Annotated in this window: 14 protein-coding genes; 10 read left to right on the top strand and 4 right to left on the bottom strand. The window is 70.6% G+C overall.

Features of this window, described 5'->3' with window-relative positions:
- On the top strand, nucleotides 1-750 hold a 750-nt coding region (locus tag ABT367_RS35545; protein ID WP_352257418.1), incomplete at its 5' end, for a DUF4190 domain-containing protein.
- Between the two features lie 109 nt (nucleotides 751-859).
- Here the strand turns inward: ABT367_RS35545 and ABT367_RS35540 are convergent.
- Entirely contained in the window at nucleotides 860-1,423 is a 564-nt protein-coding gene (locus tag ABT367_RS35540) for an NADAR family protein (protein WP_352257417.1), read from the bottom strand.
- A 310-nt stretch (nucleotides 1,424-1,733) separates the two neighbouring features.
- Between ABT367_RS35540 and ABT367_RS35535 the strand changes: the two genes are divergently transcribed.
- The 7 genes from ABT367_RS35535 (at nucleotide 1,734) to ABT367_RS35505 (ending at nucleotide 9,678) form a co-directional block, all read left to right on the top strand.
- Nucleotides 1,734-3,269: a gamma-aminobutyraldehyde dehydrogenase gene (locus ABT367_RS35535; RefSeq protein ID WP_352257416.1), complete on the top strand. Its 1,536-nt coding sequence runs from the start codon at nucleotides 1,734-1,736 to the stop codon at nucleotides 3,267-3,269.
- Between the two features lie 69 nt (nucleotides 3,270-3,338).
- Complete coding sequence (locus ABT367_RS35530; protein WP_352257415.1) at nucleotides 3,339-4,589, top strand: ABC transporter substrate-binding protein; 1,251 nt, start codon at nucleotides 3,339-3,341, stop codon at nucleotides 4,587-4,589.
- Between the two features lie 109 nt (nucleotides 4,590-4,698).
- On the top strand, nucleotides 4,699-5,862 hold the full coding sequence (locus ABT367_RS35525; RefSeq protein ID WP_352257414.1) for an ABC transporter ATP-binding protein: 1,164 nt from the start codon (nucleotides 4,699-4,701) through the stop codon (nucleotides 5,860-5,862).
- Entirely contained in the window at nucleotides 5,859-6,785 is a 927-nt protein-coding gene (locus tag ABT367_RS35520) for an ABC transporter permease (RefSeq protein ID WP_352257413.1), read from the top strand. The genes ABT367_RS35525 and ABT367_RS35520 overlap by 4 nt, the downstream gene beginning before the upstream one ends.
- Entirely contained in the window at nucleotides 6,785-7,585 is an 801-nt protein-coding gene (locus ABT367_RS35515; RefSeq protein ID WP_352257412.1) for an ABC transporter permease, read from the top strand. Before ABT367_RS35520 ends, ABT367_RS35515 begins: the two co-directional genes overlap by 1 nt.
- 38 nt (nucleotides 7,586-7,623) lie before the next feature.
- Complete coding sequence (locus tag ABT367_RS35510) at nucleotides 7,624-9,069, top strand: NAD(P)/FAD-dependent oxidoreductase (protein WP_352257411.1); 1,446 nt, start codon at nucleotides 7,624-7,626, stop codon at nucleotides 9,067-9,069.
- Nucleotides 9,070-9,222: 153 nt separating this feature from the next.
- The gene (locus tag ABT367_RS35505) at nucleotides 9,223-9,678 is read left to right on the top strand and encodes a hypothetical protein (RefSeq protein ID WP_165335994.1); all 456 of its coding nucleotides are present in this window, start codon (nucleotides 9,223-9,225) and stop codon (nucleotides 9,676-9,678) included.
- 45 nt (nucleotides 9,679-9,723) lie between these two features.
- Here ABT367_RS35505 and ABT367_RS35500 read toward each other — a convergent pair whose 3' ends face one another.
- On the bottom strand, nucleotides 9,724-10,554 hold the full coding sequence (locus tag ABT367_RS35500) for a phosphatase PAP2 family protein (protein ID WP_352257410.1): 831 nt from the start codon (nucleotides 10,552-10,554) through the stop codon (nucleotides 9,724-9,726).
- Between the two features lie 176 nt (nucleotides 10,555-10,730).
- On the bottom strand, nucleotides 10,731-12,065 hold the full coding sequence (gene gabT, locus ABT367_RS35495) for a 4-aminobutyrate--2-oxoglutarate transaminase (protein WP_352257409.1): 1,335 nt from the start codon (nucleotides 12,063-12,065) through the stop codon (nucleotides 10,731-10,733).
- A gap of 307 nt (nucleotides 12,066-12,372) precedes the next feature.
- Here gabT and ABT367_RS35490 point away from each other — a divergent pair, with 307 nt between their 5' ends.
- The gene (locus tag ABT367_RS35490; protein ID WP_352257408.1) at nucleotides 12,373-14,487 is read left to right on the top strand and encodes an ATP-binding protein; all 2,115 of its coding nucleotides are present in this window, start codon (nucleotides 12,373-12,375) and stop codon (nucleotides 14,485-14,487) included.
- 49 nt (nucleotides 14,488-14,536) lie between these two features.
- Here the strand turns inward: ABT367_RS35490 and ABT367_RS35485 are convergent, their stop codons facing one another.
- Nucleotides 14,537-15,703, bottom strand: a complete 1,167-nt coding sequence (locus ABT367_RS35485; protein ID WP_352257407.1) for a hypothetical protein — start codon at nucleotides 15,701-15,703, stop codon at nucleotides 14,537-14,539.
- A 345-nt stretch (nucleotides 15,704-16,048) separates the two neighbouring features.
- Between ABT367_RS35485 and ABT367_RS35480 the strand changes: the two genes are divergently transcribed.
- The coding region (locus tag ABT367_RS35480) for a PucR family transcriptional regulator ligand-binding domain-containing protein (protein WP_352257406.1) at nucleotides 16,049-16,656 on the top strand (608 nt) is incomplete at its 3' end.

Genomic DNA, 16,656 nt, shown 5'->3' with positions numbered 1-16,656 from the left:
GCTGCTCACGCCGAGCCGCCCGCACCCCACACCGAGCCGCCCGCATCGGCCGCACCCCACACCACACCGCCCGCATCCCCCGCGCCCCAAGACGCCCTCCCCGAGCGCGACATCTGGGCGCCCCCGGCCGAGGACGGCCCGGGCAGCACCACTCCGTACGGCCTCGACCGCCCGGCGGCCGGCCCGGGCGGACCCGGTGCGCCTCAGGCCCCGGCCTACGGGGCCCCCGCCAACCCCTGGCAGAACCCGGGCGGACCGACCCCCGGCTCCCCGTACGCAGCGGGCACTCCTGAGGGCGCCGTCCCGCCTCCGCCCATCGGGCCCGAGGGCCCCGGCCCGGGCTACGGCTACCCCGGTTACGGACCCCAGCAGGGTGCGCCGTACTACGGGCAGCAGCCCTATGGAGCCCAGCCCGGCTACGGCTGGCCCCATATGCCGCTGCCCGCGAACAATGGCATGGGCACCGCGTCCCTGGTGCTCGGGATCATCGCCACCGTCCTCTTCTGTCTGTGGCCCGTCGCGATCATCGTCGGCATCCTCGCGATCATCTTCGGCGCGATCGGCCGTGGAAAGGCCCGCAGGGGCGAGGCGAACAACGGCGGTCAGGCGCTGGCCGGGCTCATCTGCGGCTGCGTGGGGACGGCGGTCGCGGTGCTCTTCCTGATCATCTTCGTCGTCAACAACAACGACCCGTACGACGACGACCCCTACGACTTCGGCTCCCGCATCCACGTCGAGGCACAGCGGTAGTTCCTCACGGAGCGGGTGCGTCGGCCGTGCCGGCCGAGGTGCTCCGCCGCTCCGCGGCGGTGGAGTGCTCAGGGGGCTGAGCCCCGGACCCCCAATCCGGGGCCCCACCTCACCCCCGCAACCGCCCCCGCGCCTCCATCAACGCGAACCCCAGCAGATTGAGCCCCCGCCACTGCGCGGGGTCGTCCGCCCGCGCATCGTCCGCTGCGAGGCCGATGCCCCAGATGCGGTCCAGCGGGCTGGCCTCGACGAGGACTCGGTCGCCGGTCCTGAGCAGGTACTCCCGCAGCTCCGGATGCGCGGCGAACTTGTGGACACCGCCCTCGACCACGATGCCGAAGCGCTCGCGCTCCCAGAGCGCGTCGTCGAAGCCGCGCACCAGGCGCCCGGCCTTCTTCGCGGCCGCGGGCGACTTCGCGGACAGCGCCTTGCGCTCCGCGTCAGCGTCACCGAACAGCCGCGCCTTGGCGGCCATCATCCAGTGCTCGGCCGTCGCGTACTCCACTCCGTCCACCACAAACGGAGCCGGCCACCACTGGCTGAGGACGTGCTTGCCCACCGCCCCGTCCGCCGGTGCCGTATGCCCCCAGAAGTGCAGGAACTTGACCCGCTCCCCGTCCTTGAGCCGCGCCTGAAGCTCCTCGGTCAGGTCCTGTCCGGAACTCGTGTCCATGGCCACCCCCGTCTGTCGCTCCGAGCCATACACGCGAGTTTCGCAGGCACCACTGACAGTCCGTCCTGGGTTTTCCCCGCTCACTCGACATCTGGTCGACAGATTCCGTCGAGTAACCAAAAGGAAACAACGGAATCCCTTGGCGAGAGGGCCCACCTCTGTCAGGATCAGCACTCAAATCGAGCTGGAGCCACGGAAACCCCCGGATCCACGGAAGCCCTGGAGTCACGGGCCCTGGAGTCGCGGCAGCCCTGGAGCCACGGAGAAGCGCGATGAGCTACAGAGAGCGCGATGAGCTACGGAGAGCGCGATGAGTAACGCCGCACACCACCCGCACCCCCACGCAGTTCAGTTCCCCGCGCAGGAGCGCCTCGCGTCCGGAGCCCAGTACATCAACGGGTCCCTGCGCCCCGGCACTTCGGGCCGCACCCACAGCGTGATCGACCCGGCCACGGGCGCCGAGGTCTACACGTACGAACTCGCCGGCACGGCGGATGTGGACGAGGCCGTCGCCGCCGCCAAGGCCGCCTTCCCGGGCTGGGCCGGTCTGACCCCCGGTGAGCGCTCCGACGCCCTGCACCGTTTCGCTGCCGTACTGGCCGAGCGCGCCGAGGAGTTCGCGCGGGCCGAGTCGCTGCAGTGCGGCAAGCCGCTCAAGCTGACCCGTGAGTTCGACGTGCCGGGCACGGTCGACAACGCCGCCTTCTTCGCGGGTGCCGCCCGCCACCTCCAGGGTCAGAGCGCCGGCGAGTACAGCGGGGACCACACCTCGTACGTACGCCGTGAGCCCATCGGCGTCGTCGGTTCCATCGCCCCGTGGAACTACCCGCTGCAGATGGCCGCCTGGAAGATCCTGCCGGCCGTCGCCGCGGGCAACACGATCGTCCTGAAGCCCGCCGAGATCACCCCGCTGACCTCGCTGCTCTTCGCCGAGGCGGCGACCGCGGCCGGAATCCCCGACGGCGTGATCAACATCGTCACCGGCACCGGCAAGGAGGCCGGCGAGCACCTCGTCGCCCACCCCGATGTCGCGATGACCTCGTTCACCGGCTCCACCGCCGTCGGCAAGCGGGTCGCCGAAGTGGCCACCGCCACCGTCAAGCGGATCCACCTCGAACTCGGCGGCAAGGCCCCGTTCGTGGTCTTCGACGACGCCGACCTGGAGGCCGCCGCCAACGGCGCCGTCGCCGGCTCTCTGATCAACACCGGCCAGGACTGCACCGCCGCGACCCGCGCGTACGTCCAAAGGCCGCTGTACGAGGCCTTCGTGGAGCGTACGAAGCAGCTGATGGAGACCGTGCGGCTCGGCGACCCGTTCGCCCCGGACACCGATCTCGGCCCGCTCATCAGCCACGCCCAGCGCGACCGCGTCGCCGGTTTCGTGGAGCGCGCGAAAAGCTACGCACGGATCGTGACCGGCGGCGAGGCGCCCAAGAACGACGGCGCCTACTTCCAGCCCACCCTGATCGCGGACGCCGCGCAGGACAGCGAGGTCGTGCAGTCGGAGATCTTCGGCCCGGTGCTCGTCGTGCTGCCCTTCGACTCCGACGACGAGGGCCTGGACCTTGCCAACGACACCCCGTACGGCCTCGCGGCCTCCGCCTGGACCCGGGACGTGTTCCGGGCGAACCGCGCCACCCGCGAGATCAAGGCGGGCTGTGTGTGGATCAACGACCACATCCCGATCATCAGCGAGATGCCGCACGGCGGCTACAAGGCCTCCGGCTTCGGCAAGGACATGTCCTCGTACTCCTTCGAGGAGTACACGCAGGTCAAGCACGTCATGTACGACAACACCGCGGTGGCCGCGAAGGACTGGCACCGCACGATCTTCGGGGACCGATAACCCTCAGGCCGCTTGACCGGCGGCCGCTGACTCCCTCACTGGGATCCTCCCGAAAGGGCACCACGCGCCATGGAGCAGTACGAGCCCGACCGCCCCACCGCCGTCCAACTCGCCGCCTGGCGGCGCAGCATGACCAGCGGCAGGGGCGCCATGTCCCGGCGTGCGATGCTGCGCGCCACATCCGCGGGTGCGCTCACCGTCGGCGGTCTCGCGGCGCTCAGCGCCTGCGGCATCCCCGCGGCGAGCAAGAACCCGGGCGGCGTCGCGGCGGACGACCACTCGAAGAAGGAGAAGCGCGTCACCTTCTCCAACTGGACCGAGTACATGGACGTCGACGACGAGGACGAGAACCGCCGCCCCACCCTCGAGGCGTTCACCAAACGCACCGGGATATCGGTCAAATACACCGAGGACATCAACGACAACACCGAGTTCTTCGGCAAGATCAAGCCGCAGCTCGCCGCCGGTCAGGACACCGGCCGCGACCTGATCTGCGTGACCGACTGGCTGGCCGCGCGCCTCATCCGCTTCGGCTGGGTGCAGAAGCTCGACCACGCCAACATGCCGAACGCGTTCGCCAACCTGGCCCCGCAGTTCCGCGACCCCGACTGGGACCCGGGACGCGCGTACTCGTTCCCCTGGACGGGCATCGCCACCGTCATCGCGTACAACGCGAAGGCCACCGGCGGACGCGAGGTCACCTCGGTCTCGCAGATGCTCGACGACCCCAAGCTCAAGGGCAAGGTCGGCTTCCTCACCGAGATGCGCGACACCGTCGGCATGACGATGCTCGACATGGGCAAGGACATCGGGTCCTTCAAGGACGACGACTACGACGCGGCCATCGCCCGCCTCCAGAAGGCCGTCGACAACAAGCAGATCCGCCGCTTCACCGGCAACGACTACACCGGCGACCTCGACAAGGGCGACCTCGCGGCCTGTCTGGCCTGGGCGGGCGACGTGGTGCAGCTGCAGGCGGACAACCCGGACATCAAGTTCCACATCCCGGAGAGCGGCTACCACACCTCCTCGGACAACCTGCTGATCCCCAACAAGGCCCGGCACAAGACCAACGCGGAACTCCTGATCGACCACTACTACCAGCTGCCGGTCGCCGCCGAGCTGGCCGCGTGGATCAGCTATGTGTGCCCGGTCGAGGGCGTGAAGCCCGAACTCGCCAAGATCGACGAGGAGCTGGCCAACGACCCGCTGATCGTCCCGGACAAGGAGATGGCCGCCCGCTCGAACTCCTTCCGCTCCTTGAGCAGCAAAGAGGAGTCGACGTACGAGGAGAAGTTCGCCAAGCTCACCGGCGCCTGAGTCTTGTGCCCACCGGCGCCCGAGCCCCGCGCTCACCGGCGCGTGAGCGTCGTCCCCCGCGTGCTCCCTCGTGTGCTCCCGCCCCTCTGAACCCCTTTGTAGGTACGCCATGACTGACACCACCCGCGGCGATGTCCGCCTCTCCGGGATAGCCAAGACCTACGGCTCCTTCACGGCCGTCCACCCGCTCGATCTCACCGTCCCGCAGGGCTCGTTCTTCGCCCTGCTCGGCGCCTCCGGCTGCGGCAAGACCACCACGCTGCGCATGATCGCCGGCCTGGAGGACCCCAGCTCCGGCACCGTGCACCTCGGCGACCAGGACGTGACCTCGCTGCCGCCGTACAAGCGTCCGGTGAACACGGTCTTCCAGTCGTACGCCCTCTTCCCGCACCTCGACATCTTCGAGAACATCGCCTTCGGTCTGCGCCGGCGCGGCATCAAGTCCGTCAAGAAGCAGGTCGGCGAGATGCTCGACCTCGTCGAGCTCGGCGACCACGCGCGCAAGAAGCCGCACCAGCTCTCCGGCGGCCAGCAGCAGCGCGTCGCCGTCGCGCGCGCCCTGATCAACCACCCCAAGGTGCTGCTCCTCGACGAGCCGCTCGGCGCCCTCGACCTCAAGCTGCGCCGCCAGATGCAGCTCGAACTCAAGCGCATCCAGACCGAGGTGGGCATCACGTTCGTGCATGTCACGCACGACCAGGAGGAGGCCATGACGATGGCCGACCAGGTCGCCGTGATGAACGCGGGCCGGGTCGAGCAGCTCGGCTCGCCGGCCGACCTCTACGAGAACCCGCAGTCCACCTTCGTCGCCAACTTCCTCGGCACGTCCAACCTCATCACCACCGAGGTCGCAGCCAAGGACGGCGACCGTCTGGTGGTGAAGGCGGGCGACGCCAAGCTGTCCCTGCCGACCGCGCGCACCAGCGCCGACACCCGCACCGGCGGCAAGGTGCTGCTCGGCGTACGCCCCGAGAAGATCGCGCTCACCCACGCCGACGAGGCGGGCACGATCCCCGAGGGCCGCAACCGCATCACCGGAAAGATCGCGCAGAGCAGCTTCATCGGCGTCTCCACGCAGTACGTCATCGACTCGCCCGTCTGCGACGCCTTCGAGGTGTACGCGCAGAACGTCGAGCGCGACGGCCGGCTCACGCCCGGCGCCGAGGTCGTCCTGCACTGGAACCCTGAGCACAGCTTCGGACTCGACGCCGCCCAGTCCCTGCTTGCCGGGACCGCTGAAGCCGCGGGTACGGAAGAAGAGGTGACCGCATGACGACGGTCGCCGACGCGCCGCCCACGGCGCCCGTCGAGCCTCCCGCGAAGCCCCGCAAGAAGCGCGGCCGCTTCACGCCCTACTGGCTGCTGCTCCCCGGCCTGCTCTGGCTGCTCGTCTTCTTCGCGCTGCCGATGCTCTACCAGGCCTCGACCTCGGTGCAGACCGGCTCCCTGGAGAAGGGGTACGAGGTCACCTGGCACTTCCAGACCTATCTGGACGCGCTCGGCGAGTACTGGCCGCAGTTCCTGCGCTCGGTCCTGTACGCGGGCATCGCCACGGTCCTGTGCCTGCTGCTCGGCTATCCGCTCGCGTACCTCATCGCGTTCAAGGCGGGCCGCTGGCGCAACCTGGTCCTCATCCTGGTGATCGCGCCGTTCTTCACCAGCTTCCTGATCCGTACGCTCGCCTGGAAGACGATCCTCGCGGACGGCGGCTGGGTGGTCTCCACACTCGACTCCCTGCGCATCCTGGACCTCACCAGCACGATCGGCCTGACCGAGGGCGACCGGGTGCTCGCCACCCCGCTCGCCGTGGTCTGCGGACTCACGTACAACTTCCTGCCGTTCATGATCCTGCCGCTGTACACCTCACTCGAGCGGATCGACGGCAGGCTGCACGAGGCGGCCGGCGACCTCTACGCGCGGCCCTTCACCACCTTCCGCCGCGTGACCTTCCCGCTGTCGCTGCCCGGTGTCGTCTCCGGCACCCTGCTCACCTTCATCCCGGCGAGCGGCGACTACGTCAACGCCCAACTCCTCGGCTCCACCAGCGAGAAGATGGTCGGCAACGTCATCCAGTCGCAGTTCCTCACGGTCCTCGACTACCCGACGGCCGCCGCGCTCTCCTTCATCCTGATGGCCGCGATCCTGATCATGGTCACGCTCTACATCCGCCGGGCCGGAACGGAGGACCTGGTCTGATGACCGCCGTCACGCGGTGGATACGCCGCAACCTCGTCGTCCTCGCAGGACTTGCGACGCTCGCCTTCCTGATCCTGCCGAACGTCATCGTCCTGGTCTTCTCCTTCAACAAGCCGAAGGGCAAGTTCAACTACGCCTGGCAGGAGTTCTCCACGGAAGCCTGGTCGGACCCCTGCGGGGTCGCCGACATGTGCGGATCGCTCTCGCTCAGCCTGCAGATCGCGCTCTGGTCCACGCTCGGCGCCACCGCGCTCGGCACGGCCATCGCCTTCGCGCTCGCCCGCTACCGCTTCCGCGCCCGCGGCGCCGTGAACTCGCTGATCTTCCTGCCCATGGCCATGCCCGAGGTCGTCATGGCCGCCTCGCTGCTCACGCTCTTCCTCAACATGGGCGTCCAGCTGGGCTTCTGGACCATCCTCATCGCGCACATCATGTTCTGCCTGAGCTTCGTGGTCACGGCGGTCAAGGCGCGCGTGATGTCGATGGACCCGCGCCTGGAGCAGGCGGCGCAGGACCTGTACGCGGGCCCCGTGCAGACCTTCGTACGGGTCACGCTGCCGATCGCGGCACCCGGCATCGCGGCCGGCGCCCTGCTCGCCTTCGCCCTGTCCTTCGACGACTTCATCATCACCAACTTCAACGCCGGCTCGACCGTGACCTTCCCGATGTTCGTCTGGGGCTCGGCGCAGCGCGGCACACCCGTGCAGATCAATGTCATCGGCACGGCGATGTTCGCCATCGCCGTGATCTGCGTCCTGGCCGGAATCCTGGTCGGGAACCGCCGGAAGAAGCACGCATAGGCCCCCGTCCACGGGAGCCTGCAAGGGAGTTGGAAATCATGGCCCCACGTGCCATGAGCAGCACCACGCAAGCCGTGAGCCGCAAGGACATCCTGGCATCGCTCGCGGACGCCAAGCCCGTCTCGTACTGGCTCGACGACCCCGGCCGACCGGACGCACTCCCCGCCCTGACCGGCGACGAGCGGTGCGAACTGCTCGTCGTCGGCGGCGGCTACAGCGGACTGTGGACCGCCCTGATCGCCAAGGAGCGGCACCCCGAGCGCGAGGTGGTCCTGGTCGAGGCGCGAGAGATCGCCTGGGCCGCCTCGGGCCGCAACGGAGGCTTCTGCGCCGCGTCCCTGACCCACGGTCTGGGCAACGGGCTCGCCCGCTGGCCCCGCGAGATCGGCCTGCTCGAACAGCTGGGCGCGCGCAACCTCGACGCCATCGAGGAGGCCGTGAAGCGCTACGGGATCGACTGCGACTTCGAGCGCACCGGCGAGATCGACGTCGCCACCGAACCGCACCAGGTGGCCGAACTCGCCGAGATGTACGAGGAGCTGAAGGAGCTCGGCCTCGAAGGCAACGTCTCCCTTCTGGACGCCGACGCCATGCGCGCCGAGGTCGACTCACCGACCTTCCTCGGCGGCCTCCACGACCGCGACGGCGTGGCCATGCTGCACCCGGCCCGTCTCGCCTGGGGCCTCAAGCAGGCCTGCCTCGACCTGGGCGTACGCATCTACGAGCACACCCGGGCCACCGAACTGGCCCGCACCGCCGAGGGCATGGCGGTCCGCACCCCCTACGGGCGGATCTTCGCCCGCGACGTGGCGCTCGGCACCAACGTCTTCCCGTCCCTGGTCCGCCGGATGCGGCCGTACACGGTCCCGGTCTACGACTACGCCCTGATGACCGAACCCCTGACCGACGAGCAGCTCGCGTCGATCGGCTGGCAAGGACGCCAGGGCCTGGGGGACTCCGCCAACCAGTTCCACTACTTCCGGCTCTCCGCCGACAACCGCATCCTGTGGGGCGGTTACGACGCGATCTATCCGTACGGCGGGAAGGTCCGCGACGAGTACGACCAGCGGCCCGAGACCTTCGCGAAGCTCGCCGAACACTTCTTCACCTGCTTCCCGCAGCTGGCAGGGCTGCGCTTCAGCCACGCCTGGGGCGGCGCGATCGACACCTGCACCCGCTTCTCGGCCTTCTTCGGCACGGCCCACAAGGGACGGGTCGCGTACGCGGCCGGCTATACGGGACTCGGCGTGGGCGCCTCCCGCTTCGGCGCCGAGGTGATGCTCGATCTGCTCGCGGGGGAGCGCACCGAGCGCACCGACCTCGAGATGGTCCGCAGCAAGCCGCTGCCGTTCCCGCCCGAGCCCTTCGCCTGGACGGGCATCGAGCTCACCAAGCGGTCCCTGGCCCGCGCGGACCTCAACGGGGGCCGCCGCAACGCGTGGTTGAAGGTCATGGACCGCCTGGGATTCGGCTTCGACAGCTGAGGCGGCGCCGGCCGCGACGGCGGTTGCGCCGGTCCAATGCGCCGTGTGACCCGCTTCACTACCAACAAGTAGCGAAACCCGCGTAAGCAAGTCGCCCCTCGCCGCTCTCCTTCGTGTCAGGCCCAGCCACGCACACGAAAAGGAGGCCCCGCCATGACCGGCACCGGGGCTAAGGCGGCAGTCGAATGGCTCGTTTCGGTCGCACCGGATCCCGAGGCCTGCCGCTGGGAGTGGGAGCGCAACCCCCATGGGATCGCTCTCCTCCCGGCGGGCAGGCTCTGGGACGTACTGATCCTGCCGGGCGAGCTCGGCTACCCCACGCTCGACATCCTCACCCGCTGCCTCGACCGACCAGGACCCGTCCTCGCCGACTTCGGCGACGCGAGGATGGGTTTTTTCGTGCCCGCGGGCACGGCGGGCCGCTGGGTCGGCACCGGCGTACGGGGCGCCGGGCACGGCACCTGGATCGTCGTCCCGTACCCGGGCCGCGCGACCGGCAGCGGAGTCCGCTGGCTCATCCCGCCGGACGGCTCCGGAACCCTCATCGACCCGGGGCTCCTCGAGCTGGCGATGCACGAGGCGGCGGCCGGGATCGCACGGGACGAGTGAAGGAACCCGGGCCGGCACTGAAGGGGCAGGCGCGTACCTTTCCGGTCATTCACGCACTGCGCGCCGACCTGCCCTTTCCGCATGTCCGTTCCGTACGACGAAAGCGAGCGCGGTCAGGATGAGGCCGCCCAGACACCAGCTCGCCAGCACGTCCAGGGGCCAGTGGTAGCCCTGCCGTACGAGACCGAAGCCGTTCGTCGCCACCACAAGGGCGCAGGCGGCGATCAGTCGGCGCCCGAAGCGGGTGTGCGTACGGAGCAGGAGGGCCGCCGCTCCGTACGCCACGATCGTCGTGGCCGCATGGCCCGACGGGTAGAAGCCGCCGGATCCGTCCATACCGGGCGGGCCCGGGCGGTCGATCAGCGCTTTGAGCGGCACGACCAGGGCGGGCACGGCCGCGAGCGCGAGCGCGGCGGCGAGCTGGGGCACCCATGCCGGTCTGGTCTTGAGGGTGGTCCAGAGGACTGCCGCGCCGAGCACCGGGACCGCCACCGCGATATTGCCGAGATCGGCGAAGAACTCCGCGAGCCCGCGCGGGAAGCCGCCGGTCCTGATCGCGTTCCCGACCCGCTCGTCGAGCCGCCGCAGCGGACCGTCAGTGACGACTTGCCAGGTGAAGAGGGCGAAGAGGGCCGCGAGAACGGTCGCGAGAAGAAGAGTCGGCCGTCCCGGAACAGGGGGGGTGGTTCCGGGACGGCCGATTGGACCGGTGTGCCGCGCGCCCCGGGGGGTTTGGGGCGGGCGGCCGTCCGATCTATGAGGTTCGCCGGAGCCTGGGACTCCGACCGTGTGCGCGAGGGCACGTCCGGAACGGGGCTGGGGAGGCTCCGCGCCGGAATCGCCCGCAGTCCCCTGCGGGCGGGGTGTTTCTCTCATCTGGGAAAAACCTACGCCTGGGGGTGCGGGTGCGACAGGCGGAATGACATCCCGCCATCGCCCCCGCACAGGGTCTTCACAAGCTCTGACTGTTACCCCAGGTCCGCGGGTCCGCATCCGGAAACGTCCACACATGGAGGGACGCATCCGGAGGCGGATATCCCGCTGATACCGGGTCAGATCCGGGCGAAGGCCTGCTCGAGGATGTCCAGGCCCTCGTTCAGGAGGTCCTCGCCGATGACCAGCGGCGGCAGGAAACGCAGGACGTTGCCGTACGTGCCGCAGGTGAGGACGAGCAGCCCCTCCGCGTGGCAGGCCTTGGCCAGGGCGGCCGTCGCCTCGGCGTTGGGCTCCTTCGTGGCCGGGTCCTTCACCAGCTCGATGGCGATCATGGCGCCGCGGCCGCGGATGTCGCCGACGATCTCGTACTTGTCCTGGATCGCGGTGAGGCGGGCCTTCATGACCTGCTCGATCTTCTTCGCCTTGGCGTTGAGGTCGAGCTCCTTCATGGTCTCGATCGCGCCGAGCGCACCGGCGCAGGCCACCGGGTTGCCGCCGTACGTACCGCCGAGGCCGCCCGCGTGCGGGGCGTCCATGATCTCGGCGCGGCCCGTGACCGCGGCGAGCGGCAGACCGCCGGCGATGCCCTTGGCCGTGGTGATCAGGTCGGGCACGACGCCCTCGTCGTCACACGCGAACCACTCGCCGGTACGGCAGAAGCCGGACTGGATCTCGTCGGCGACGAACACGATGCCGTTGTCCTTGGCGAACTGGGCGATCGCGGGCAGGAAACCCTTGGCCGGCTCGATGAAGCCGCCCTCGCCGAGTACCGGCTCGATGATGATCGCGGCGACGTTCTCGGCCCCGACCTGCTTGTTGATCATGTCGATGGCCTGGGCGGAGGCCTCGGCACCGGCGTTCTCGGGGCCGGTCGGCCAGCGGTAGCCGTACGCGACCGGGACGCGGTAGACCTCGGGGGCGAACGGGCCGAAGCCGTGCTTGTACGGCATGTTCTTGGCGGTCAGCGCCATCGTGAGGTTGGTGCGGCCGTGGTAGCCGTGGTCGAAGACGACGACGGCCTGGCGCTTGGTGTACGCGCGGGCGATCTTGACGGCGTTCTCGACGGCCTCGGCGCCGGAGTTGAACAGCGCGGACTTCTTGGCGTGGTCGCCCGGGGTGAGCTCGGCGAGCGCCTCGGCGACGGCCACGTAGCCCTCGTACGGCGTGACCATGAAGCAGGTGTGCGTGAAGTCCTGCAGCTGGGCGGAGGCCTTGCGGACGACGGCCTCGGCGGAGGCGCCGACGCTGGTCACGGCGATGCCGGAGCCGAAGTCGATCAGACGGTTGCCGTCGACGTCCTCGATGATGCCGCCGCCGGCGCGCGCGGTGAACACGGGCAGCACGGACCCCACGCCGCCCGCGACGGCTGCGGTACGCCGGGCCTGCAGCTCCTGCGACTTCGGACCGGGGATGGCGGTGACGACGCGGCGCTCCTGCGGAATTGCGCTCATGAGGGGCTCCTTGGGCGATGTGGGGGTTTCGGACGCGGTTGTTCTCCTTCGCAGGCTAGGGGCGGGGGGCGGGTCGGGGCATGCTCCGTGCTGGAGAAGTACGCGGGTGTTGTTGTCCTCGGCGGCGGGGTGCCGGGGCAGCGGCCCCGCCGGGCGGTGCGCGTTTCGGGCAGGGGCCGGATCGGGGAAGAAGAAACAGGCGCCGACTCGCATCAAGGTGGCGCGGAACCGTGAACTCCCCATGCGTGCCGACTAAATTGAGGCCTCGCACACGACCAACAGACCGCCAGGTCAGGGGGCAAGGGCCATGGACACCCAGGGACCGCAGGAGCCGCGCGCCACGCGCAACACACCGGTGCCGCCACCACGCCCCACGCACACGCCCGGCAGCACCCCGCCCGCACCCGCCGCCCCCCAGCAGTCCCGCGCCGCCGAGTTCCTCACCTGGCTCCGCGCCCCCCGCCCCACCGCCCTGCCCGGCATCTGGCGCCTGGGGCACCGCCCGCGGCCGGCCGAGGAGCCGGAGCTGATCCCGGGGCGGCAGCTGCTCAGCGGCGCACTGATCGCGTTCCTGTGCGGCTGGCTCGTGTGGTCCCTGCTGTGGAACGGCTACCTCGGCGGCTGGTGGGTCGTGCCCCTGGAGCTGGTCACCCCTGACTCCTGGCGCTCAGGGGACGACCAGTTCACCGTCACCGTGGTCTGGTACGCGTACTACGCCTTGATCGCCTTCGGCATCATGGTCGCCGTCGGCCGCCTCGGCCGCTGGTCCGAGGTCTGGCGCCGCTATGCCGCACCCCGCTTCAAGCGCCCCGAACCCCGCCAGGCCCCGGCCGCCGCTCCTCAGGAGGACCCGGCCCGCTGGCCCCACCTCCGCGCCGCCGGCGCCGCCGAAGCGGCCGACAAGCTGGCGGCCGAGGCCGGTGCGGGACGGATGCGGGATGTCGACCTGGCGCGGATCGAGCGGGCCTGGCAGTCGGTGCGTTCCGGCCGTCACCCCCTCGACACCTTCACCCGCGCCGTGCTCAGCGACGGCGCCGCCGCCTGCCTGCACCCCTCCGGCGCGCGCGATCTCAGCACCCGCACCGCCCGTCACGACCTGCGCACCGGCCAGGTCCGCCTCGGCAAGGCGGCGGACGACCAGCGCAACCCGTATGCCTATCGCGGCACAGGACTCGCGCTCGGCCCCGAACTGCTCGGCACCAGCTTCCTCGCCGTCGGCCCGTCGGGCTCCGGCAAGACCGGCAGCGTGATCCGCCCGCTCGCCGAGGCCCTGTGCCTGGGCGCCCTCGCGGGGCGCGCGGCCGTGGTGGTCGTCGGCGCGGCAGGCGTCGGGCTCGGGCCCGCGGAGAACTACGACGTGGTGATCCGTATCGGCCACCCCGACTCCGAGTACGACTTCGACCTCTACGGCGGCACGACCGACCCCGACGAGGCCGCCGCCGTACTCGCCGAGGCCCTCGTCGGCGATCTCGCCGACCCGCACCCGGGCGGCGACAGCCGCCGCTCGGCCACGGTCCTGGCCCAGCTCCTCGGCCCCTACCGGGCCGTGCACGGCCGTTTCCCCTCCGTACCGGAGCTGCGGGAACTCCTCGACGGGGCGCCGGGTCCTTTCGAGGAGCTGCGCAAGGCCCTCGACGAGACCGGCGACGAGCCCATGCTGCGTGAACTCGACGCCCGCGAGCGGCAGTCGGGCGCCTCCGGCGACCCCGGATCCCTGCTCGCCGACCGGGTCGCGCTCCTCGACCGCCCGGCCTTCGCGGGCTTCTTCGATACGACGGGGCAGAGCCGGCCGTTCTCGCTGCGCGCCCTCGACCACCCCGTACGCGTCCGGATCGACCTGCCCGAACGCGGTCACGCGGACGCCTCGCGGATCCTGGCGCGCCTGGTCCTCGCGCAGTTCACCGCGAGCGCCGCGCACCGCGAGGACCGCTCGCTGTTCGCCTGCCTGATCCTCGACGACGCGGCGCGCACCATCACGCCCGAGGCGGTCCGCGGCATCCAGCGGCTGAGGTCGGCGAACGCGGGCACCGTCCTCACCCTCCGTACGCTCGACGAGGTCGCCCCTCCGCTGCGCACCGCCCTGCTCGGCGCGGCCGGCTGCCGGATGGCGCTCAGCGGTGTGACGCCGTGGGACGGGCAGCAGTTCGCGGAGGTCTGGGGCAAGGAGTGGATCGAGGCGCGCGATGTCACCGACCGGCAGATCGTCGCCGACGAGCCGCTGACGAAGGTCTCCCATTTCGTACGGAAGGTCATCACCGGCAAGGCGCCGACCGCCCAGTCCGTCACGGTCCGCCAGGTGGAGCGCGAACGCTGGTCGGCCTCCGAGCTCGCCCACGCCGTGCCGCCGGGGCATGCGGTGCTCTCCCTGACGACGGTGCGCGGGGAGCACGCGCCGCCGCTGCTGGTGGATCTGCGGGGGTAGCGCCCCGGAGTTCCTGCGTCCGGGATCTGGGGGTGGCGCCCCGGGTTGCTTACGTCCGGCTGGCCGCCTGGCACCCCTCCGACTCGCCCGCCTCCTGCATCGGTGCGGAACGGTCGTACGGATCGACGCTCGTGGTGGCGCTCGGGGTGCCGGAGGCGGGGGCGCGCTTGAACGAGGGCTCGAAGTACCCGGTGATCTCGCCGTCGCAGCCCGCGTTGGTGTACTCCGCGCCGTAGTCGAGCAGGGTGAAGGTTCCCGGCGCGGTCTGCCACTTGGTCGGGTCGTCCCAGCTCAGGACCAGCTCGCGGCGGATGATCACGCGCCGCACCTCGTCGTCGCCTTCTTCGACCGTGGTGACCGGGTAGACGAGCGTGACATCGGCGGTCACCACGAGGTCGCCCCTGTTGCCTTCCGCGTAGGTCAGCCGCCCCCGGGTCTTCACGACGTCGCCGACGAGCTTCGTCTTGAACGGGTGGAAGCGGGTGATCAAGTTCCTCGGGTCGTCCTCTTCGCTCGGTTTGCGCAGCGCCCTGTCCATGGTCTGCCGCATATCCGGCTGGTGCGGATTGATCAGCGCGATCGCCTTGGCGGGACGCTCCCCGTAGAGCACTTCGCGGTCCAGGTTCGTCGCCGCGAGGAACTCCCGGGCGAGCACGAGGGCCTGGGTCACCTCGGCCGCGCTCATCCAGGCGGTGGCCCGTGCCACGGGGACGTGCACGCCTTCGGTGCCGTCGGCCCACTGCGCGGCGGGCGATCCCCGGAACGGTTCCGCCAGTGTCGGGGTCTGCGGATCGACCGGCGGCGGCGCGCTCTCGGGCGGCGCGGTCTCGGCGGGAAGGGCCTCGGAGGGCTGCGGTTCCGGATCGCCGCCGGTGAGCAGCGAGGGCTTCATGGCGAAGAGCAGCACCGCGACCGAGCCCGCGATCGCCGCGGCGTATCCCCACCTCTTGGCGCGACCGCGCCTCGGCCCGGCCGCCGGTCCCGTACGCCAGGCGCCGGGCTCCGGGGAGTCGCGCAGCCGGGCCGCCACCTGGCGGGCCCGGGCGGAGGGCTCCGCGGGGGCGGGTGCGGCGCCCGCCTCGGACTCGCGCAGAAACCGTTCCCACTCCTCGTCCGGTATCGACGAGTCGCCCTGGCCTCCGGACGCATTCCCCTGGCCTCCGGACGAATCTCCCCGGCCCCCGGACGAACCCCCTCGGCCCCCGCGTCTGCCCATGCCGTCCGCCCCTTCGTGTCCCCGGCACCGGCGGATGACCGATGCGCACGCGATCGCACAGCAGCCGCCCGGAATCGCACAGCAACAGCCCGCGCTCCCACCGCAGCAGCACAGAATCGCCACGGGGCGCACAAGTTGTCCATACACTGAGGCAGAATTGCGGTACCCGCTTCATACGTCCCGGCCAAAAGCCGACAAGTCGCCCCAGTCCCTGACCGCAGTCACTCATTCCGGCCTCTCGTCCCAGTCCCTCGTCCCGCTGCCTCGTTCTCCTGCCTCGTTCTCCTGCCTCGTTCTCCTGTCTCGTCCCGCTGCCTCGTCCCGCCCAGGAATTCCGGAAGGCCCATGCCGCCCACGCTCGCCTCGCTCGTCCATCACTCCGCGCTCAAGCTCCGCGTGCGCGCAGGTGAGGACCGGCTGGACACCCCGGTGCGCTGGGCCCATGTCAGCGAACTCGCCGACCCCGTCCCGTACATGGAAGGCGGCGAGCTGCTGCTGATCACGGCGCTCAAACTGGACGCCGAGGACCACGACGCGATGCGCAGCTATGTGAAGCGCCTCGTGGACGCGGGTGTGATCGGGCTCGGCTTCGCGGTCGGGGTCAATTACGAGGACATCCCGGACGCGCTGGTCTCCGCCGCGTCCGACGAGGGTCTGCCGCTGCTCGAAGTGCCGCGCCGTACGCCCTTCCTGGCGATCAGCAAAGCGGTCTCGGCGGCGATCGCGGCCGATCAGTACAAGTCGGTGACGGCGGGCTTCGCCGCGCAGCGCGAACTCACCAAGCAGGCGCTCGCGGGCGGCCCGGAAGGGCTGCTCGCCGCGCTCGCCGCGCAGGTCGACGGCTGGGCGGCGCTGTACGACGCGGCGGGCGCCGTCGTCGCCACCGCTCCCGACTGGGCCGCGCGCCGCGCCGCCACGCTCACCCCCGACGTGGAGTGGCTGCGCTCGCGCCC

This window comes from Streptomyces mesophilus, from assembly GCF_040300965.1.
Taxonomy (GTDB): Bacteria; Actinomycetota; Actinomycetes; order Streptomycetales; family Streptomycetaceae; genus Streptomyces; species Streptomyces mesophilus_A.
The sequence above is the reverse complement of the archived record's forward strand: the minus strand, read 5'-3'. Positions and strand labels throughout refer to the sequence as shown.